Genomic DNA, 19,045 nt, shown 5'->3' on the forward strand with positions numbered 1-19,045 from the left:
TTCACCACTTCACGTTCAAACCGATATTGCCTTCCCATATGCGGTTGCGCTCACCACCGAGATTGGTGGTGTAATCGGCAGTCGCGTAAAGACTTGCTTTCTCGGTGATGTCGAGGGTGAGGCCGCCACCAACTTCCAGCGAAGTGCCTTTCAAGTCCGTCACAATCGGATCAGTGGCAAAACGCACAGTCTGATCGGATGAGAAATTCTGCCAGAGATTGGCTTTCAGATAGGGACGCAGCTTGCCGATGGATGTGTCCTCAGCGCCCTGTAAGCGCATCCCGATACGTCCGGTCCAGGCGTTGTCTGAATCAAAGGATACAGATGAATAACGGTCTGCCTGATCATCAAGCGAGAGGCTCTGCCAGATGAGCTGCGCCTGCGGCTCCAGCGTCCAGCTTTCGCTCAGCGCAATCGGGTATCCGCCTTCCAGCGAAGCCGTTACGCCATGACCATCGACATCGATGCTCTGCCCTTCATTCGAACTCGCATCGCCGCCATACCATGTGCCCATCAGCACGGCATCGAGATACCAGCCTTGCGGGCCGATATGCGTCCAGTAACCGCCAAAGCTGGTGCCGGTTATTTCGAGATCACCCACGGCAAGATCATTCCAGCCGAGCGCCTGACCTGTGATATCGCCGGTCACACGGGCATAGCCAAAAAACAGGCCGAAGCGGTCGGAATGGCCACTATCCGTTTCGCGGCCCCAAAGATCCTGACCAGCCTGAATGCCAAAAAGCTTGCCATCAAGGCCCGGTGCAACTGTACCCTTCCACTTTGTATCGATATCCTGCCCAAACAGACGCGCCCAGGTCGCAGGCAGATAACCGCCGCTTCTGAGAAGATCCTGTTCGCCACGGCGCTCGTGGAATGTTCCGAGTGTTGTGAGTGCCAGATGATGCGCTACCGGAGGCAAGGCGGAGTAAACGGGAACCTCGACACGATAAAGCGGAACGACATCGCCCTCGACACGTGTGGCACCCGGCGATGGCGGGACCGCACCCTCAAAGCCGATCTGCGGCGTTACCGCCTGTCCATTGGAGATAGCCGGTGGATTTGCAGCCTCAGCAGGAGGCGGTGCCGGAGGCGCTTCTGGTTGAGGTGAGCTTTCCGTCACTGGCGCAGACGTATCCTCAGGATCGGGGTCATTCGGATCGATCGGCAATGGTGCTGGCGGCTGTTCCAGTGCTGGTGGAGGCGCGGAAGTTTCAGGGGCTTCCGGTGTCAGTGCTTCCGGAATAACAGGCGCAGGTTGGCTACCGCTGACCAAGGTCGAACGCAAATACCAGTTTTCATTGGTGTTGGCGGAAACGCCACCTTTAAACAGGAAATATTCGTAAGCCCCGGCAGCCGCGCGTCCGTTGAGCGCGAAGGCCCCGCTTGTGGTTGTCGCACCGTTCCGTGCCTGCACAACCATGATGCCATCGGAAATCGTCGATGCGCCTGTGCCACCAACATTGTTGACGACAATACCGGTTGACCCGGATGCATTGCCGGTATCAATGACCAGTTTGTCTGATGGCGATGCATCGGCACCCAGCACGGTATCAACGAACAGATGACCATTATGACCGGTGTAATTACCCTTGATGGTGAATGTATCGCTTGTGCCTGAACCACCATTGGTCAGATCGATACGACCAGCGTTGAAAACCGAAGCAAGTTGACTGGCCGAAAAGGCATTGATGCCACTTTGTGCTGATCCACCGTAGATCGTGCTGGCAGCATCGATATTCAGCGTCCCGGTGCCTGTACCAGCATCGCCCAGGGTGAGGGTGGTGTCGAACGTCAGACGGGTGTCGTTGGTGAGATTGATCGTCTCCCAACTGTCAAACCGACCAACCTTGCCTGTTTTAACATTGTTGAACGTCAGCGCATCGACGCCCTCGCCGCCAGTCAGGCGCTTGGTTGCTCCAATATTAGCATCAGTCAGATTGGCAAGAACGACCGTATCACTGTCAGCGCCCATATCGATATTGCCATAGACAATGCCGCCGCCATTCCAGGTAAACTGGTCATTGCCGAAGCTCATAAGAACGTCGCCGGCCACCGTACCGCCAGTAATCGTGACACTATCCGTCCCGCCGCTGACGCTGATATTGCCTCCGATCATGCCATCGGAAATAATGATCGTGTCATTACCAAAACCTGCCACCAGATTACGATCAATGGTGCCGCCAGACATGTTGAAATAGTTGTCGTCGAGCTTCATGTTGACGCGGCCGATGCGGCCACCCGTCATCACGGCGTAATCGCCGTCATCAAAAGCATCGACAATGCGGCCGCCAGACATGAAGAACCTATCGAGCGCGTCGCCCTGATTAAGCGAGCCAATCTCGCCGCCCGTCATGCGAAAATCATCAATACCGAGGCCCTGCTGGATATTGCCGGTCACGGTTCCGCCAGAAATCACGAAAGCATCGGCACCGTCACCCTGAACGACATTGCCCGCGATCGTGCCGGAATGAACTTCAATCCGGTCGGTGCCTGCGCCAAATGTTACATTTCCATTGACTGTGCCACTTCCGCCGGAAGGCAACAGCAAGGTGTTATTGCCATTCGTATCGGTCAAACCGCCAATTGATGTACCACTATCGCAAATATAGGTATCGTCACCCAGCGTGGGAGAGAACGAACACGCCGCTAAAGCTGGACCTGCTTTCAGTATAAAACCGCTGATTGTAACAATGACTGCACTTGAAAGAAAAGTTACAAAGGCGGGACAAATTACACGATGCTTCATTGGCCCTCTCCATTTTGCAGCCAGCGGCGGCAAAGTGATAATGAGGTATTTTTTATATTAGGCAAGGTGGTTATTTGAATGTAATTAAGGAAATATGCCCTATATAATTTGTTTCTATTTCAATATTTTAAGAGAAATAGATATCAGGAAAGCAGTTAATCAGACATATTTAGTAGTAAATAGAATAAAGCATGTAAGACAAAATAATTCACTTTTCGGACGTCACAAAACTTGCATAGCCATCGCCAAGTGTCTTGTCGATAAAGCTGGAATACTGGCCATAAAACGGGTCAGCCGGGGCTATCCGACCAAAAACCGGTGTTTCGAACATCTTCATCGGGATAAGTGCCAAAGGTACGGATACAGGCGTCAGTTGTGCACCCTGCCCTGCACGCAAGGTCGTGAGAATTCCATACATTTCGCCCGCAATGCTTGGGCGCGAGAGAACCGCCATCCGGTATTGCCCGGATGTATTGGTCACAAGATAAACATGGCCTGAAAGATGTGGAACAGAAACCCGCCCATACTGCGAAAACGACGTATCAGTGCGTTCGCGCTCCTCGAATTTGAGATGTGTGTTCTCCGCATCCCAGCTGATATGAGTGCAATAAGCGAAGATGTCGTTTCGATTGCCGAATGACGGACGCAAAGTGAGAAACGTTCCCTCAAGCCAGGAAACGGCGGCGCGCGAATAAGCGCCAAGTTCTTCCGCAGCATGTCCGTGGGGAGCCGCTGGCTTTGGCTTCTCTGTTTCCACCTGATCGCGCAGTTCAAATCCCATGGCCTGCTCAAGCCGGATGATGGTGGCAAGCGTAAAGGGACGGTGTCCAGACAGCGCCTTTTCGAGCGTCGAGAGGCTGATACGTGCCTCATCGGCCAGATGCTGGCGCGAAATTCTGCGGCGCGCGATCTCCTCGCGGACCCGTTCAGCAACGCGGAGATTCAACTGATCGGGCAAAACCGCATCTTGCTGAGACATGAAAACTTCCTCAATCCGTACTTTCCTTCACAATTCCACACATAAGCGGAACCGGCAAGGTGGCTTGCGGCAAAGTCCGGACAAAACTTGGCAAAGCTTACGCTGGCGAGGAAACAGCACTCCGGCGCAAATTGTGTCCAGTTATCCGATAGATACAGGAGCGCACAATGTCGCCTGCCTTCAGACACTCTCATAACAACGCAAGGGCAATCAGCCTCTCGCAATTCTGCAAACTCATCTGGTTTGTAAATATGCTGATATTGCCAATCCTGGCCGTTGTTCTTTCACTTCTCAACGTGGCTGCGGCCCGTGCGGAAAAGCCAGCCTATGTAACACCGAATGCCGTGCAGAGCGGCAGCCTCCTGCTTCAGAGCAGTGAAGCTGGCCAATATGTCGAAGCGCCACGGCTTGCCACTGATTTCAACATTGATGTCAGTGGTCCTACCGCCCGCGCCCGTCTCAGTCAGGTTTTTGAAAACCCGACCAGCGGGTGGGTCGAAGGGCTTTATGTCTTCCCTCTGCCTGAAGACAGTGCGGTCTATTCCCTGAAGATGATTGTCGGTGACAAGGTTATCGTCGCCGATATCAAGGAAAAGCAGGCAGCGCGTGAAATCTATGAGAAGGCAAAAAGCGAAGGCAAGAAGGCAGCTCTCATCGAACAGCAGCGCCCCAACATCTTCACCAATGCAGTTGCAAATCTCGGTCCGAATGAAAAAGTCGTCATTCAGATTGAATATCAGCAGGCGGTTCGCCTGAGCGATAATCGTTTTTCTCTACGTGTGCCACTTGTTGTTGCACCGCGCTATAATCCTGAAAACAGCGACCCGATTATTGAAACCGCTGATATTCAGGGCGGCTGGGGACAGCAGAAAACGGAACCAACCCATGGTCCCGACAATGGCGCCATTGAAACGCCTCTCGTGATGCCGGGCGAAGACCGCACCAATCCAGTGACGATCACTGTCAATCTCAAGCCCGGTTTCCCGGCAACCGATATCAAGAGCCTTTATCACCCTGTCAAAATCGACCAGCAGGACGAGAAGACATCGAAGATTGTTCTGGATGGCAAGGCCACAGCTGATCGTGATTTCGTTCTCGAATGGCAGACTGCTGAAACCGCTATGCCCAATGTCGGCCTGTTTCGCGAAGGCGTGGGAAATGACGACTATGTGCTGGCCTATGTCACGCCGCCGGTTGTCAAAAGCTCTGCAAATCAGTCGCGAGAAATCGTGTTTGTCATCGACAATTCAGGTTCGATGGGCGGAACTTCGATCAAGCAGGCCAAAGCCAGTCTTGATTATGCCCTCTCTCGCTTAAAACCCACCGACCGTTTCAACGTCATTCGTTTCGATGACACTTTGACCAAGGTATTTGATGACTCTGTCCCTGCTACACCACTCAATATTACCGATGCCCGCGAATATGTGGCCACGCTTGACGCGGTCGGCGGAACAGAAATGCTGCCCGCATTGCATGCGGCTCTTGATGACAGCCACCAGAAGGATGGTTTGCGCCAGATCGTGTTCCTGACTGATGGCGAGATCAGCAACGAGCAGCAAATGCTTGATGTCATCGCATCGCGCCGGGATCGCTCGCGCCTCTTCATGGTCGGTATTGGTTCAGCTCCCAACACCTATCTGATGAACAAGGCATCTGAACTTGGCCGTGGCACCTTTACACATATCGGCTCTGTTGAAGAGGTCGACCAGCGCATGCGTGAACTGTTCGCTAAGCTCGAAAATCCGGTCGTAACAAACGTAAAAGCCAGCTTCTCGCAAGAGGGTGTCAATCTGACGCCAGGACTTCTTCCCGATCTTTATCAGGGCGAACCGTTGGTGATCGCTGCCCGCACAAAACAGGCAACTGGCACCATTACAATTGAAGGTACAGTTGGACGGCGCCCATGGACAGTGACCTTACCGCTTGATGCGGCAAGCCCCGCCGAAGGCATTTCCAAGATCTGGGCCCGTCGCAAGATCGATGATGCTGAGGTGGACATGAAGCTTGGCAAGATCACAGGACTGGCAGCCGACACGCGTATCCTCAACCTTGCGCTTGAGCATCATCTGGTAACGCGTCTTACAAGCCTTGTTGCAGTGGATCAGACGCCAACCCGCCCGGCGAATACCCCCCTCACCCGTGCAGACATTCCTTTGCAACTTCCTGCCGGATGGGATTTTGACGCGCTGTTTGGTATCCGTGCTGACCGTAATGTGCTTGATCATGCCGATGCAGGTCAGGAGCAGATACTGGCTCGAAGCAATGATCGTCCTGCATCGCCCGATGTTTCAGCCCCTGCAATGCCTCTGCCGCAAACCGCAACTCCGGCAACGCTTAATATGCTTCAGGGATCGGTCGCTCTGTCGATTGGGTTTCTCATCTTCTGGTTTTCACGCCGCAAGGAGAATGCATGATGAGTGTCATCGTAGCACAGAACTCAAAGGCAAAGGAGCGCGCTTGGTTGCGCTCCCCCCTCGCCCTTCTTTCGATCGCTGTTATGGTCTGCGGCCTCTTTCTTCTCGGTCAAGGCCTCTGGATTCACGCCAAAGCTTATGCGGCTCAAATTCTTCTTGAGCGCGCTTTCTCCGAGAGCATTGCGACAGGTGAAAAGGTTAAGCCCTGGGCATGGGCGGACACATGGCCGGTAGCGCGTATCGAGGCACCACGACTGGCTGCGTCAGCAATCGCTCTTAATGGTGCAAGTGGACAAGCACTGGCTTTTGGTCCGGGCCATCTGCAAAACACACCGCAAGCTGGTGAACAGGGAACCGCAGTCTATGCTGCGCATCGCGACACGCATTTTGCTTTTCTCAAAGATACTGAGCAAGGCGACCTTATCCGCGTTACCCGCAATGACGGCAAAACATATACATATCGCGCCACTCAGATGACTGTCACGCGCTGGGATGAAGCCCGGATCGATGTTCACGCGGCAGGCTCTCATCTGGTTCTTGCGACCTGCTATCCCTTTGATGCTGTTACGCAAGGTCCGCTTCGTTATCTCGTTTACGCAGATCTAGCAGAAGAGCCTTCTTTATAAGAATAAGCACGCCTCCTAGAGCACATGGAAACAAGTTCCTGCATTATCAGCGATAACGCAATGTGCCCGGAGGGTTCATGGTTAGCATTAGCCACCTGGCTGGCAGTTCATCTCGGTAAAGGCAGCGAGCTCGTTTTTATTCTCGCTAAAGCCGAAAGCTTTGATGGTGAGCTTGCCGATCATCATATCGTTACACAGCATTATGGAAGTGGGCTTTTTGCCCGAAATATTCATATCGCAAATCGCACCGAAGCTTTCGTGGCCAGATTCGCCCTGACTTCCAATGAGCAGATTGCAGTTCAGCTTTGCTGCAATACCAAGCTGATTGAGATCGTTCTCAAAATCAGCGGCACGTTCTGATATCTCTTGCTTATTGGTGATATCACGGACCTTCAAAGTTTCGGCAGCCACTGGCGCTGTCAAAAAAATCAAGCTTGCGCTTATCAAGCTACCCAATTGGAAATACATACTTTCTTCTCCTAAGCCATAACCAGATCTGCAATCTCAGAACAGATTATCAATACAATCACATTGCCTATGTCTAGACCTTATTTGGTACAAAACAATTCAATGGCCGGTGTTCGTATCGGCGTGTTCGTATCAGCCCCTATTCGCTTGGCCATCACCAGTTTGTGAAAGTTAACTCTTCGTTAAGTTTCCACACAGCGACGGAGCCAACATTCCCCTCAAATCCTGTTTCCAACTGCTATCAGGACATAGGAGCAAGTATCAATTCATTGCAGTTGCCTTTGTTGAATATGCAGAGCGCTGACCATGAGCGCCTTTACCGAAAACGCGTCTTCAGCAGCTTTTTCCGTGAGAATGCGAAGATAGCCACTCACAGAGCGAATATCGTTATAGCGCTGGAGCAGATAGGCAATTGTGATAGCGGTATTCTGCCTTCCAAGCATTTTCAGAGCCATTTCATAGAGTTTGGTATCGATGCCGATAAAGCTTCGCACCTTCTCTGCTGTGGCCATCAGATGTTCCCATTGGCTTATCGGAACTGATGCGTAAGTGCTGATCTCTGGACAGGCTCGCAGAACCATATCGAGAGAAATACCGGCATTAATCGCGCAATCGGTTATCGTCGTGATCGCAACTGTGTCTGACTTTGTGACGTTCCTATCAAAATGGGAATCTGGTTTTGATTCATTAAGCTGCCGCTCATTTTGGGATTCATTGTCGCTCAGATTTTGAACTTTTTGATTATTATTCAAAGCTTTATCAACAGAACCACGAATTTCATGCAGTTTTGTGACGAGTGTTGTCAGCTCGAGCATCTCTGCACGACGTGGAATGCTGTCGACAACTGCACGAAACTCGACCTTGAGTTCATCCCATGGACCAACAAGCGATGCTTCGATTGCATAATCGAGCAGCTTTGATATGTCGCGACGCAGCAAAGTCAGCTGTTCCCGGATTTCACGCAGAGCGAGTTTCTCGGATTTGACCTGCTCGGCAGCAGCCTCAAACTCATCTGCACGCGCCAAAAGTGGTGCAAGCGAGAAACCAAAGGCAACCTTTAACTCACCGGATTTGCTGCGACGAGCATAGCGTTTGCCATTCGGGCTATCCTGACGAGTGATGATACCGGCCTCGACCAGCGCTGCCAGATGACGACGCAATGTTGCATCGGCCATGCCATGCGCGCGCAAGGCCAGCTGCTTGTTGGACGGAAAAACCACCAGAGCGCCGGTTTCGACCAGCATATTCTCAGGATAAAATGACAGCAAAGCAGACAGAACCGCCAAAGAACGATCACTGATGCCGATGATATTTTTGCCTTCGCACAGCCAACGATGAAGCTGCCACTTATCAGCAGCAGCTCCCTGAGGGATTTTCCGAGCTTTTTGATGCACTGCTAACAAGGCATGCGTCATCCGCTGACTGCCAAAAGGCGTCAGTCCGAATTGAGACTCCATTTTCTTTCACCTTCCACAAGGCAAAAGAAATCCACCCGCCAAAATGACGCTAATTACACTTGACAGTGATTCGTAGATTTGCGATTCTCTAGCTGCTAAACCAATGAGAAGGGCTTCCACGCGGCGACGTTTGGGGGCCTTTTTCTTTTGCTGCTGTTTCCTCTTCGTCAAATTATGCAGATGACCACCACCTGCACTCTTCCACTTTTATACGATACGCTGATTAGGTGGGGGATAAGTGCCCTCACCCGATACGCTTACTCACTTCTCGTCGTCACTGAATGACGCATAAAGCGCATCCAGATTACGCGAAATCCATTCAGCAAAACGCGGACCATTGGCTGCACTGAGCGCCAGGGTTGCTGTTTTGCCATTCTGTTTGATGGTCGCACTGACGCTTTTGTCAGCTGCAGTCCAGCTCGAACCGGGGCGTAAAGCTGCCTTCGTAACGGGCTTCTTCTGGTTCGAACCTTTGAGATAACCATAGAGCTGCTCAAAGCGTGTGCCAGACTGTGCTGCCTTGAAGGCATCGGTTGCCATCAACTCACGCGCCGCATCAGCCTTACCAGGCATTTCAATCAGCTTGCGCAGTTCAAGCCAGCGGTCACGACCAATACCTTTCGCTGGTCCGATAGCAACGAGCATATCTTCGGAGATTGCGCGTGGAATGGTCAGCATCTTCGACAGGGTCTGGTAATCGATGGAAAGAGCGGCCTGAATAGCTTCACGGCTATACTGCAGTTCCTCAAGGCGTGCTGCAAACAGCACACGCTCAATGAAGCTGAGATTGGCACGAGCAGAGTTTTCCTGACCTTGGCTCAGAATATGTTCAAGATCAGCGAGAGGCTTGATGACGGCCTTGACCTTGATCCCAAGCTCACGCGCAACCTTTGCCCGACGATGACCGAATACGATCATGAAACGACCGCTGGTCTCGGGGTGAGGGCGCGCAAGAATAGGGCTATCCTGTCCACGTTCACGAACAGCTTCCAAAAGCTCAGCATATTCCTGATCATCAGCCTCAGGCAGACGATCAGCAATGAAAGATGCATCGAGAACTTGAGGATCGAGTTCGACGATGGTTTCACCATCAAGCTTCTGGGAAGCCTGCTTGGCTAGTTCATCGATTGACGCAGAGAGAGACTTTGCAGCACCAAAACGACGCGAAACATTTTCGACCGGAGAAACGGGCTTTTCTTCCGCTTCTTCTGTCTGCATTACGCTCTGAAAAATGTTCTTCCGTGCCATTCTTTTATCCTCAAACCAGTCATAAGCCTGATTTTATTTTATATTTTCCGAATTAGACTGCCGTCTAACGACCCCAGGCTTCATGAATAAGCCCGCGAATTTCCGAATTAACGCCCTCAAGAGCCTCCATAGCGCGATCATAAGTTCCGCGGTTCATGGAAGAACGCTCAACTTCATAGAGTGTCTGCTTTGTCAGACCTGCATCCGATACCGCAGTCGATTTAAGCATCTGATGCTTGAGCATGTGGGATGCCAGCATGCTTTGCATAAAACCAACCATCTGTGCCTGTGGTACGTCGGTCGGCTCATAGCGGGTGATCAGATAGCGGAACCAATCGAGTTGCACTGCACCGCCAGCCTGACGCACCGTCTTGAGGATATCGCCAAGCATAAGCAGGAACTGCGACATCGACATTAGATCGAGCATCTGCGGATGAACTGTGATGAGAACCGACGTTGCCGCTGAAAGGGCGGTCAGCGTCAGATAACCAAGCTGCGGCGGGCAATCGATGACGACCACATCATATTCCGCATCCACTTCAGCAAGTGCTGACGCAATACGATTCCAGAAGGTTTTGCCTTCGCCGCCGTTCTGCATCGCAAGCGGTGTGTCATATTCATATTCCTGCAGCTCAAGCATCGCAGGGATGATGTCGAGGCCGGGGAAATTGGTCTTGCGAATAACTTCGCGGATGGATTTGCGCTGCTCGTCATAGCGAACAGCTTCATAGAGCGATGGGAACTCATCAAGCTCCGGCTGGATGCCGTGGAGCGCTGAAAGGGACGCCTGCGGATCAAGATCGATTGCAAGCACGCGGTGGCCGGTCAGCGCCAGATGCTGCGCCAGATGCGCGGCGGTGGTCGTCTTGCCAGAGCCACCCTTGAAGTTCACAACACCGATAACCTGCAATTTATCATTGCCACGGCGATGCGGAACATAGCGCTTCACTTCGGCACGACCGTTCTGATCAAGCCAATGACGGAGTTCCTGAACCTGCTGGATCGTATAAGCACGGCGTCCGCCGGAAAGGATGATGGGATCAACCCCCTTTCCTTCGAGGTGCAGTTTCTTCAGATTGCTCGGCGATACACCAAGGAAGTAAGCCGCTTCAGCCATAGAAAACTGGCGCAAGTTTTTGCGCGCATCAGGCGGGAAGTTTTCATGACGCAGCAGATTGAGCTTACGCGAGATCTCTCGCCCTTGCGTCAATATCATGTCGTCAAACGACACTTGCTCTGCTTTATTTGCGATATTCATAGACTTGGGATCCCTAGTGACGGCACTGGAACTAATACCGTCTAAATACCGTCATTATGTCCGATTCTTATTTTGCCGCAAGGGGCGTATATTAACAAACAGTTAGCATCGCGGGCGGGCCGGTCTGGAATCTATGTCCATTGGAATCGAAATAACCCTATCTAACTGAATATAAAGAGAATTAAGGATAATAGACGGCAGTCTATTCAAGGCTGTGGTTTAAAATTATGAGATTCTCTTCGGCTTTCAAGCGAGATCGGCAATACGGGGAACAAAACTTGTGGGAGAATCGGTCTTCTATCCCGTTAACAGTAAAACAGCCCATTATGCATAGGACGCGCTGGTCGCGGCAGAGTTGGAAAGGTTCTTCTGTTGGCGTAGTCAGGGAGCTCAGAGCATGCCGCGTTCACTCGCACCCATAACGCTCGCTCCAGCTTCTTTGAGTTGTTGTATGTCCGCAAACGCTAAATGAATCCATTTGGGCGCGACATGCCTTAGCGGACAATTATCGTGTAGGCATCGTTCCTCAATGAGTAGCTTATTGCAAAGGAGTAAGTAGAAGTCTCTTGTTTAGATGCCCTTCAATAAGTGCTCTGCAATTTCCCGCACTCAGCATTCGTATCGAACAGACGGCTAAACTGAATATGCTGGCGGTGGCGCAAAATAGGATTGATGAGAAGCCGGTTGGAGCGCAACGCTATAGGATTGAAGTAGATCGATCCTCCAATGTTATATTCGAATGCGCAGCTTAGTTTCAAAACGGTCTCTTATTGTACAGGGCGCACAGATTGGCCGCGTCACGAGGCGATATCCCCGGCAAATGGCATTATTATTGCGGCAGGATGTTTTGAGCAATTTCCTGAAAAGCGTTCAAAGGCGGGGCAGTTATTAAGTGACGGTAGAGAGACAGCATTAGAACGAGCGAGGGGGGTGCGTGAAGTTATTCATGTTAGGCGTAGACATTCTTAACCAAATCGTCCTATATTACCCTTCAATGAAGACTGGCCATTTCCGAGACTTCTTCACGCGTATTCTGAGAAAAATAAGCCTCCCACCCACTTGTCGGAGTGGCTAAACAAAAATCTCATTTAGATTGATTAAAGCGCGATAGATTGTTCTTTTTCAAAAAGATAGCTCTATGACATATTGATCCGATGCGCACGCGTAACCGGGTAAGCGGGGCAGATTTGGGCTCTGAGTTACATTTGCTGCTGTTGCAGATGGTGCTTTGGCCAATTCATTGGAGGATCGGCTATGCAACGACGATTTCAACAGGCAAGCCTCGCTCCGTCTGACTTTGCAGTCGATGAGGTAACGGTTGTCGCAGAACGCGTTCAAGTTCGGATCGATCACGCCCGCTCTCGGGGACATGCCCGACATGCGGGCGACAGAGCCGCCGAGTTTAAAGCCGATATCTACGCCGGCCTGCTGACTTACCCTTTAGTGGTCAGCGAGTGGAGCTGCTAATCGTGGCGCGGCGCTTTTGGTGCGATGTCGTTCTGTGTTGTCGCATCTTCTTCGAACAGTTCGATAATGGTGTGTTGTCACGTTACGGTCGGTGCACCCAACGGCTGGAGTCCATCGTGCACCACCTTGGTTTGGTGCTCGGCGGCAGACCGGCAGCGGCATTTGCGGATTGTCTGAGGGTGCCAGTGAGCAACGATACACCGTTGCGAGTAATTCGCCGCCGTATCGCCGATCAGAGCGATGAGCTCAGCGTTATAGGCATTGATGATTTTGCCTTCAGGTCGGGCCAAACCTACAGGACGATCGTCTGCGATCTGGAAGTGAACATACCTGAACTGGTGATCGCTTGAACGTCTAGTGGCGACTTCCAATCCATGATCCGCTCGAAAACGGCAGGAAGGCTCGGCGAATGGCTCCAAGCTCAAAGGACAGCTTAGTGGAATCGTTTGCAGGCGGCGTCGCAAGAGACATCGCCGCGGTCAGAACCGCCATCATCTCACCTTGGTCAAACTAGATCACGCGACTGAAGCTCACCAAACGTCAGATGTATAGGAGAGTAAAACTCGATCTGCTCCAGGCACGTTTGATCGGCGTTTCGTAGGGGCTGTACATCAGCAAAAGTGCGTCAGAGCCACGTTTCGCCGAATGGACATTCTCAGTTCAAGAATGTTCACCATCTGGCAAGTCAGTGGTTAGAGGCTGAAAAGCGAGCTTCACAAGTGGGGAAAATTAGCAACGGAATCTCGTCCTACGGGTCGGATCCGTGCAACTTTGCCTGTTGGGCAGCTGCTCGCAAATGCGCTAACGAAGCTTTCACCTGGCCGCCGCCGAACAGATGCCTCTCGAATACACCTAAGAAGCTCGCAAAATGAATGATTCTTATAATGAGACATTCGTTCCAACGTGCAAACGGAGTGATTGCTTCCTGGGTTGTCCAAGCTGATGATGGCGACCTTAATTGCGGCCGTTTGTCGGAATTTTGATGTTTGACGTGGCAAAGACAGCGAAACCAAAACTTTACACGGCCCTCAAGCACCTGACGGAAAGAGAAATGATGCGGAAGTTTTCGATTATCCTCACTGCCATTGTCATGACGTATACGATCCCGGCTGAGGCTGATCGACTTGTTTGTTCTCAATTAGAGCATCTGCGCTACATGAAAATGGTCGGACAAGTTGGTGAAATGGGGATCGAACTTAACCCTGTGGGGCAGGATCGTGCGACTTTCGAGAGATTGATAGCCGCATATGAAAGCCTCGACCCAAAGGGTCCGAAGACCTCTCTTTTCGTCGCGTATGTTCCCACCGGTCAGATTTATAGTAAGGTATGTGCGCAGGAGCGCTGCACGATGGAAGAAATGGCAGCACCAGAGCAATCCTGTCTGATCGATCATATGAACCAATGCAGCTATGTTGCACTTCGCTTCCGGGGTGAAGAGTTCTGCCTGCTCCGTTCGCCGCAAAATTAGTTGTTTGATCCTGCCATCTGATGGATTTCTCACCGACATGATCGCCGAACTCCGTGCGGTATGCGGCTAACTTGTCTCGGAAATCCTGAACTTTGCATCGGGACGCGCTAACTTTGAATTCTCACGGGAACTTCTGTCGCGATAGTCGGACGTGAAAGTCCGACTTGCACGGCAGATTTTTGCGGCACTACATGCCGCTTCTGCCCTCCCTGCCTGCAAGCCGACTGACCGTTTCCCACCTCAACCCGGCGGTTTTAGTTAGTAATAGCTAAACTGGCTGGTTGCCTTTCGATCAGACACTCTCCTTTCCGATGACCGGAAACTTGCAGAGAATGGCATCGCATGAACGGATAAGTCCGGGCAGGTAGGACTGGTCTCCCTCCACGATGAAACGATGATATTGATTGATGTGATCAGCAGTAATTTCAATCACCGCTTCAACATGACCCAACTTCTGCATTGTCAGAACGACATTGATTTCCGGTTCCAAGCCCTTGAGTGTGGCTACGCCTGCCAAAGGGGTCGCCATCACATCTAGTTGATCGCAGAATTTCCTGATGTCCGTAGTCATCAGGATTGGCCCTGCACATTCGACATGTGCGCCCTTAGCCTCCATGCGCGCGCGAACCATCAGCCAATTCCCATCCCAGAAGTCCAACACATTCGGGAACTGGCGTCTATCTATCCAAAGCGAAAAGCCGCTAAAGTGCAAATTGGGTTCATCTGTCATAGCCGCGACAATGCCATGGCGTCCGTCCGTTTTCTACTCGCCAACGAAAAGACCACCGCTCCTCTTGCCATACTTTCCCTGTACCTGAAAATCCTCAAGAAGGCTTTCTTCGATTATTGCTTCGAGAGCATAGGTAATGGCCTGCGTTTTGGCCGCACCCTGATGAATGCCATCTCCGCGTTGGTGGGTGTTTCAGAAACTCAACGGCTTTTCTTTTGTCAACAAGGGGAGGGGGCACTGTTGTGAGCCCCCTTCCGGTCTGGTCTTCCTAATCGTGTTTCTATCGATTGGGCTGTCCCTGCTCCGTTTTGACGGCCTGTTCATGCATGGCCAGTCGCGCAGCCTCGATTGCCGCAGTAAAGGATTTGGCCCTAAAGCATCGGATTTTCAGTACCCCGTTAGCAAATTTGACGGTTATGGCGTCTGTAATCAGTCTGCGTTGAATTGAAATCCCGACGATGTCATTCAAATGTATTTCAACACGCAATTCGTCAGGATGAGCATGCAATGCCCGGTTCATGTCGTTTGGGCGGAAACTCAGAGTGGCGGCTGTCAGTTCGCACTTGCCCCCTACCCACAATCCACCTTGCCTATGACGACGCTCATCAATCTGACCAGAGATTGTATCCGGCAAAAGATCGGTTTCCGACAAGCTTGCATTATCAAGGAAAGCGTTGACGAGACGGCTATCGATAACGTTTGGCGTGGCATCCTACCGATAAAAGTCTGTTGCAACAGGTATCCAGATACTAGCGCATGGGAGAAGCTTTAGACAAATGCACCAGATTGCCTGACTTCAAAGCAGCCTTGAAAAACTGTGCCGACTGGCATTGTCGTATAGTCAAGAATGGTTGATCACTTGTATTCTCGACAGGAGATGCTCACCGACTTTCGCTTAAAGCGCATGTAATTACCCTTTGGCTCTTGTCGCCCGGGCAGAAATCTAAAAAGTATCGCAGTGGCTTGGAAATGTTGCGCACCAGTCGACAGAAAAACTCGTTCTCGACTTTAAAGCTAATCTTAGTATTGTAATTATTGTCCTACTACTCGATACTAATTCCGGCAATTGTTTTCTGGGGGTTAATTGATGGGGATTGAAGATGGCCTCGGACATGCAAGTCCATCCTGGTTTACTGCTCCGGGTGATGCGGACATGCTGGCGTGGGTGGCTTTGACACTGATATGCCTCGCTCTCTATGGGATTGTGACCCTTTATGCAGTGTTCGATCGCTGGGCCGAACACAGGTCGAAGGGCACCCCCCTGGCTAAGACAATCCCGACATTGTTGACGATTGCCCTGCTCTACGAGATCTTTCCGCTTGAGCATTTCCACGTTTTTCTTCCGTTAACCGCGATCCTTCTTGCCTTGTTGGCGGACTGGTCGCGCTTCCATCTGCCCAGTGTTCAGGAAGTAGCGTCCGACACAACTGCTTCGCCGGCGGTAGTCTCGCCGGAACTGACTGACGACGTTATTGGCCCCGCCACGCCGGAGGCCCCCCAGAATGTTTGAGCTTCTCTTTACTTCTTTTCCGGTCATTATCCGGTACTACCAATTGAGACGTCGTGGCGAATCCATGACGGTATGGAACATGCGGACCGCGGTGTTCTTGTGGGCCGTGCTTGCCTTTTTCCTTTTTGTCGTGATCTTCTACTTTCATCCCAAGTCATACTCTGGCCTGGTACCTTTTCGTACCGCGTCAATCGTGGCGCAAACTAGTGGTCCTGTAACAGAAATCGCCGTACGAAACTGGCAGAGGGTTTCTGCCGGTGACTTACTCTTCCGGATTGAAAACAGCGCCCAGAAAGCGACGCTAAAGCAAGTCGAAGCTGAACTCGACCGAATTGCTGCCGCAGAAGCGAAAGCAGTTGACGCCTTGAAGGTTGCGCAGGCAAGCGTGGTCGAGTCGAGAGCATCGCTCGAAAAGTTGAGAGGTGATCTCAAGAACGCGCAGGCCTTGTTCGCCAAGAACGCCGGCACGAAGGATACTGTGCGCATAGCAGAATCGGCTTTCCAGATTGGCGAGGCAGATCTGGCGGCGGCACAGGCCCAGCTGAGCCTGGCACAATTGGAAATCTCTCAATCGCTTCCCGCGCAACGCAAAGTAACCGAGACGGCAGTCGAAAGCGCCAGGGTCGCGCTAAGCATGACTGAGGTTCGCTCGTTCACCGGCGGTGTCGTAACCCAATTATCCTTGAGCGTAGGAAGTCCCGCGTCAACTCTCATATTGAGTCCAGCGATGGTGATTATTCCCGATCGTCCCGACGATTTGCCGCTCAGGATTACAGCGGGCTTTTCACAAGTGACACGCTCGACAATCTATGAGGGGATGCCCGCAGAAATCGCGTGTGACAGCAATATCGGCTTGTCCTTCAGCAACACAGTTCTGCCTGCAAGGGTCGTTCACATCCAGCCCGCAATCTCAACAGGTCAGATCGTGCCGGGAGGAAGACTGGTTGAACTTAATGCGCGAGCACCACGCGGATCGCTACTTGTTTACCTTGAGCTTGAGCATAAAGAACAAGAGAAGATTATGCTCGACGGCACTGGTTGCCTTGTTCAAACCTATACCAACAATCTTGGTGGATTTACAGGACACCTCATTGCGGCTACAGGCGTTATAAAGGCTGTTGGCCTGCGCCTGAAGGTGTGGGGCGCGCTGATTGCTGGAATTGGACTTGCAGGAAATGGTGGTCACTAGAAAGGCCTTTAGGATAGTCGCTCACTTGGGCAATCCTATGACCTGCACAATCGCTTTGTTTGAAGTCGTCTTGTCGGCGTTTAGGATCGGCTGCCGGAATCCTGCCAAACCGATAACAACTCAACTTCCGACATCTGCAAATCAATCTTGCTATGGTGCATTCGGGCTTCAGAGCAGCCTTGACGCCCGTCCGCTGCGCCGTTTGGCATTGTTATAGTAATCGGACGCCTGCTGCACAGAGCGATGGCGGGATTGTTCCATCGCTTCCGGCAGCGGAATGCCACGATTGGCCGCTTCGGTAAGATAGCCAGAGCGCAGCCCGTGCGCAGAGAATTCCCTTGCATCCAGGCCAGCCATTTGCGCGCGTTGCTTGACGATCCGGTTGATGGCGCTCGGTTCCAGCGCACGTGCGGAAACATTACCCCAGCGATCAATCTTTCGAAACACGCTGCCCTTGTCGATCCGTGCTGCTTTTAGCCAGCGGGTGAGGGCTTCAACAGGACGGCCAGTCAGATAGACGACTTCGTCTTGGTCGACGCCACTGGTTTTGGTGCGTCCAAGATGAATGGCGAGCGAGGGGAGGGGGGGCCATCCTCGTCGGTGACAGGCGACTGTTTGACGAGCTGTTCTATACGCAAACCGGCGATTTCGCTGCGGCGACGGCCGCCGGACGCAAAGGCCACCATCAGGATGGCTCGGTCACGCGAGGCGGTGAGATCCTCGCCGGAACAGGTGGCTAAGAGTTTGGTCAGAATATCGCCGGTAATGGCATTGGCACTCTTGCGGGCTCTAAGGCCGGTTGATCGCGCGCACTGCAAGGCGGATGGCTGATTTGACAGCTGGTGACGAAAACGCACCCTCCCGACCGCGCCAGCGGGTCAGTGTTGACCAGTTGGCCAGACGGCGTTGGACGGTTGCCGGTGCGTGCGGCCCGGATACGCGCAAGAATCCTTGTTGACGTAATTATTCTGCGACGCCGGAAGGCATACCATGATTAGGTTCGATCTCGCGTTGTTGTGGACGCCAAAGATGATGCGCGACGAATTTGAGTAGCAAGGCTTCGGGTGCGGGGAAGGGGAGGGGGCTGCCGGTTGCAGCTTGTGACCAGGCTTCAAGATAGGCCAGGTCTGAAGTCAGTGCGCGCAGGGTGTTTTCGCCCATGCCCTCATTGACGAGATGGCGGAGCGTTTCGACATCTTCATCGCTTAGAATACATGCCAGCATATCGCGCCGGTTCATCGGCAAGACGGCGGCAATTGTGTCGAGCGTTTCGGCGCGCTGTTCTTCAGAAGAAACTTTCGGTGATGACACGGGCAAAAAACTACTTGGTGGGCCTGAAAACGGGCCTTCAGCAACGCGGATTGGGCACGACTTTCACTGATCTGCGGCTTCAAATCAATAAGCTTCGATAAGCTATACTTATCGGATGCTAGAAGCGGCTGTGTCGCAAAATTTTCACTTCTGCTGAGCTATGTGAGCGTCAGT

At 52.1% G+C, this 19,045-nt stretch carries 16 protein-coding genes and 1 pseudogene; 8 read left to right on the top strand and 9 right to left on the bottom strand.

Translation table 11 applies throughout. From position 1 onward, the window contains the following. Nucleotide 1 precedes the first annotated feature (1 nt). Nucleotides 2–2,746 carry an autotransporter domain-containing protein gene (locus ACSME1_RS13355; protein ID WP_435655376.1) on the bottom strand — a complete coding sequence of 915 codons (2,745 nt, stop codon included), beginning with the start codon at nucleotides 2,744–2,746 and terminating at the stop codon, nucleotides 2–4. Nucleotides 2,747–2,954: 208 nt separating this feature from the next. Further along, entirely contained in the window at nucleotides 2,955–3,725 is a 771-nt protein-coding gene (locus ACSME1_RS13360) for a helix-turn-helix domain-containing protein (protein WP_435655377.1), read from the bottom strand. A gap of 251 nt (nucleotides 3,726–3,976) precedes the next feature. On the opposite strand from ACSME1_RS13360, the gene ACSME1_RS13365 reads away from it, so the two are divergent. After that, entirely contained in the window at nucleotides 3,977–6,139 is a 2,163-nt protein-coding gene (locus ACSME1_RS13365) for a marine proteobacterial sortase target protein (protein WP_435655378.1), read from the top strand. Continuing rightward, a complete protein-coding gene (locus ACSME1_RS13370) occupies nucleotides 6,139–6,765 on the top strand; it encodes a class GN sortase (protein ID WP_084486765.1) in 627 nt (208 codons plus the stop codon). Before ACSME1_RS13365 ends, ACSME1_RS13370 begins: the two co-directional genes overlap by 1 nt. An 87-nt stretch (nucleotides 6,766–6,852) precedes the next feature. Here the strand turns inward: ACSME1_RS13370 and ACSME1_RS13375 are convergent, their stop codons facing one another. The 4 genes from ACSME1_RS13375 to repA form a co-directional block, all read right to left on the bottom strand. After that, nucleotides 6,853–7,233 carry a hypothetical protein gene (locus ACSME1_RS13375; protein WP_024896988.1) on the bottom strand — a complete coding sequence of 127 codons (381 nt, stop codon included), beginning with the start codon at nucleotides 7,231–7,233 and terminating at the stop codon, nucleotides 6,853–6,855. Between the two features lie 266 nt (nucleotides 7,234–7,499). After that, complete coding sequence (repC, locus tag ACSME1_RS13380) at nucleotides 7,500–8,690, bottom strand: plasmid replication protein RepC (RefSeq protein ID WP_024896989.1); 1,191 nt, start codon at nucleotides 8,688–8,690, stop codon at nucleotides 7,500–7,502. 261 nt (nucleotides 8,691–8,951) lie between these two features. Then, a complete protein-coding gene (repB, locus tag ACSME1_RS13385; RefSeq protein ID WP_024896990.1) occupies nucleotides 8,952–9,938 on the bottom strand; it encodes a plasmid partitioning protein RepB in 987 nt (328 codons plus the stop codon). 64 nt (nucleotides 9,939–10,002) lie between these two features. Further along, nucleotides 10,003–11,196, bottom strand: a complete 1,194-nt coding sequence (gene repA / locus ACSME1_RS13390; protein WP_024896991.1) for a plasmid partitioning protein RepA — start codon at nucleotides 11,194–11,196, stop codon at nucleotides 10,003–10,005. A 1,254-nt stretch (nucleotides 11,197–12,450) separates the two neighbouring features. Between repA and ACSME1_RS13395 the strand changes: the two genes are divergently transcribed. From ACSME1_RS13395 to ACSME1_RS13405, 3 genes are all read left to right on the top strand, one after another. Continuing rightward, nucleotides 12,451–12,663, top strand: a complete 213-nt coding sequence (locus ACSME1_RS13395; RefSeq protein ID WP_435655379.1) for a hypothetical protein — start codon at nucleotides 12,451–12,453, stop codon at nucleotides 12,661–12,663. A 2-nt stretch (nucleotides 12,664–12,665) separates the two neighbouring features. Then, nucleotides 12,666–13,013: a hypothetical protein gene (locus tag ACSME1_RS13400; RefSeq protein WP_435655380.1), complete on the top strand. Its 348-nt coding sequence runs from the start codon at nucleotides 12,666–12,668 to the stop codon at nucleotides 13,011–13,013. 701 nt (nucleotides 13,014–13,714) lie between these two features. After that, nucleotides 13,715–14,131: a hypothetical protein gene (locus tag ACSME1_RS13405; RefSeq protein WP_318579485.1), complete on the top strand. Its 417-nt coding sequence runs from the start codon at nucleotides 13,715–13,717 to the stop codon at nucleotides 14,129–14,131. 292 nt (nucleotides 14,132–14,423) lie between these two features. On the opposite strand, the gene ACSME1_RS13410 is transcribed toward ACSME1_RS13405, so the two are convergent. After that, nucleotides 14,424–14,861, bottom strand: a complete 438-nt coding sequence (locus ACSME1_RS13410) for a WapI family immunity protein (protein ID WP_435655381.1) — start codon at nucleotides 14,859–14,861, stop codon at nucleotides 14,424–14,426. 15 nt (nucleotides 14,862–14,876) lie between these two features. Here ACSME1_RS13410 and ACSME1_RS13415 point away from each other — a divergent pair, with 15 nt between their 5' ends. Next, nucleotides 14,877–15,107 (top strand): hypothetical protein, encoded by a 231-nt coding sequence (locus ACSME1_RS13415; protein WP_435655382.1) that lies wholly within the window; start codon nucleotides 14,877–14,879, stop codon nucleotides 15,105–15,107. Nucleotides 15,108–15,141: 34 nt separating this feature from the next. Here ACSME1_RS13415 and ACSME1_RS13420 read toward each other — a convergent pair whose 3' ends face one another. Beyond that, nucleotides 15,142–15,513, bottom strand: a complete 372-nt coding sequence (locus tag ACSME1_RS13420) for a hypothetical protein (RefSeq protein ID WP_435655383.1) — start codon at nucleotides 15,511–15,513, stop codon at nucleotides 15,142–15,144. Nucleotides 15,514–15,945: 432 nt separating this feature from the next. Here ACSME1_RS13420 and ACSME1_RS13425 point away from each other — a divergent pair, with 432 nt between their 5' ends. After that, the gene (locus ACSME1_RS13425; RefSeq protein ID WP_435655384.1) at nucleotides 15,946–16,371 is read left to right on the top strand and encodes a hypothetical protein; all 426 of its coding nucleotides are present in this window, start codon (nucleotides 15,946–15,948) and stop codon (nucleotides 16,369–16,371) included. Beyond that, on the top strand, nucleotides 16,364–17,560 hold the full coding sequence (locus tag ACSME1_RS13430; RefSeq protein ID WP_435655385.1) for an HlyD family secretion protein: 1,197 nt from the start codon (nucleotides 16,364–16,366) through the stop codon (nucleotides 17,558–17,560). The genes ACSME1_RS13425 and ACSME1_RS13430 overlap by 8 nt, the downstream gene beginning before the upstream one ends. Before the next feature lie 168 nt (nucleotides 17,561–17,728). Here the strand turns inward: ACSME1_RS13430 and ACSME1_RS13435 are convergent. Further along, nucleotides 17,729–18,871: pseudogene (locus ACSME1_RS13435) on the bottom strand (site-specific integrase). Nucleotides 18,872–19,045: the final 174 nt, after the last annotated feature.

This window comes from Brucella pituitosa (genome assembly GCF_965577835.1).
Lineage (GTDB): Bacteria > Pseudomonadota > Alphaproteobacteria > Rhizobiales > Rhizobiaceae > Brucella > Brucella pituitosa.

Bases quoted from the DNA above. Each gene is read 5' to 3' on its own strand.
- ACSME1_RS13355 (WP_435655376.1), bottom strand. From the start codon at position 2,746: ATGAAGCATCGTGTAATTTGTCCCGCCTTTGTAACTTTTCTTTCAAGT.
- ACSME1_RS13365 (WP_435655378.1), top strand. From the start codon at position 3,977: ATGCTGATATTGCCAATCCTGGCCGTTGTTCTTTCACTTCTCAACGTG.
- ACSME1_RS13405 (WP_318579485.1), top strand. From the start codon at position 13,715: ATGATGCGGAAGTTTTCGATTATCCTCACTGCCATTGTCATGACGTAT.
- ACSME1_RS13395 (WP_435655379.1), top strand. From the start codon at position 12,451: ATGCAACGACGATTTCAACAGGCAAGCCTCGCTCCGTCTGACTTTGCA.
- ACSME1_RS13375 (WP_024896988.1), bottom strand. From the start codon at position 7,233: ATGTATTTCCAATTGGGTAGCTTGATAAGCGCAAGCTTGATTTTTTTG.
- ACSME1_RS13430 (WP_435655385.1), top strand. From the start codon at position 16,364: ATGTTTGAGCTTCTCTTTACTTCTTTTCCGGTCATTATCCGGTACTAC.
- repC (WP_024896989.1), bottom strand. From the start codon at position 8,690: ATGGAGTCTCAATTCGGACTGACGCCTTTTGGCAGTCAGCGGATGACG.
- ACSME1_RS13415 (WP_435655382.1), top strand. From the start codon at position 14,877: ATGGCGTCCGTCCGTTTTCTACTCGCCAACGAAAAGACCACCGCTCCT.
- repA (WP_024896991.1), bottom strand. From the start codon at position 11,196: ATGAATATCGCAAATAAAGCAGAGCAAGTGTCGTTTGACGACATGATA.
- ACSME1_RS13360 (WP_435655377.1), bottom strand. From the start codon at position 3,725: ATGTCTCAGCAAGATGCGGTTTTGCCCGATCAGTTGAATCTCCGCGTT.
- ACSME1_RS13370 (WP_084486765.1), top strand. From the start codon at position 6,139: ATGAGTGTCATCGTAGCACAGAACTCAAAGGCAAAGGAGCGCGCTTGG.
- ACSME1_RS13410 (WP_435655381.1), bottom strand. From the start codon at position 14,861: ATGACAGATGAACCCAATTTGCACTTTAGCGGCTTTTCGCTTTGGATA.
- repB (WP_024896990.1), bottom strand. From the start codon at position 9,938: ATGGCACGGAAGAACATTTTTCAGAGCGTAATGCAGACAGAAGAAGCG.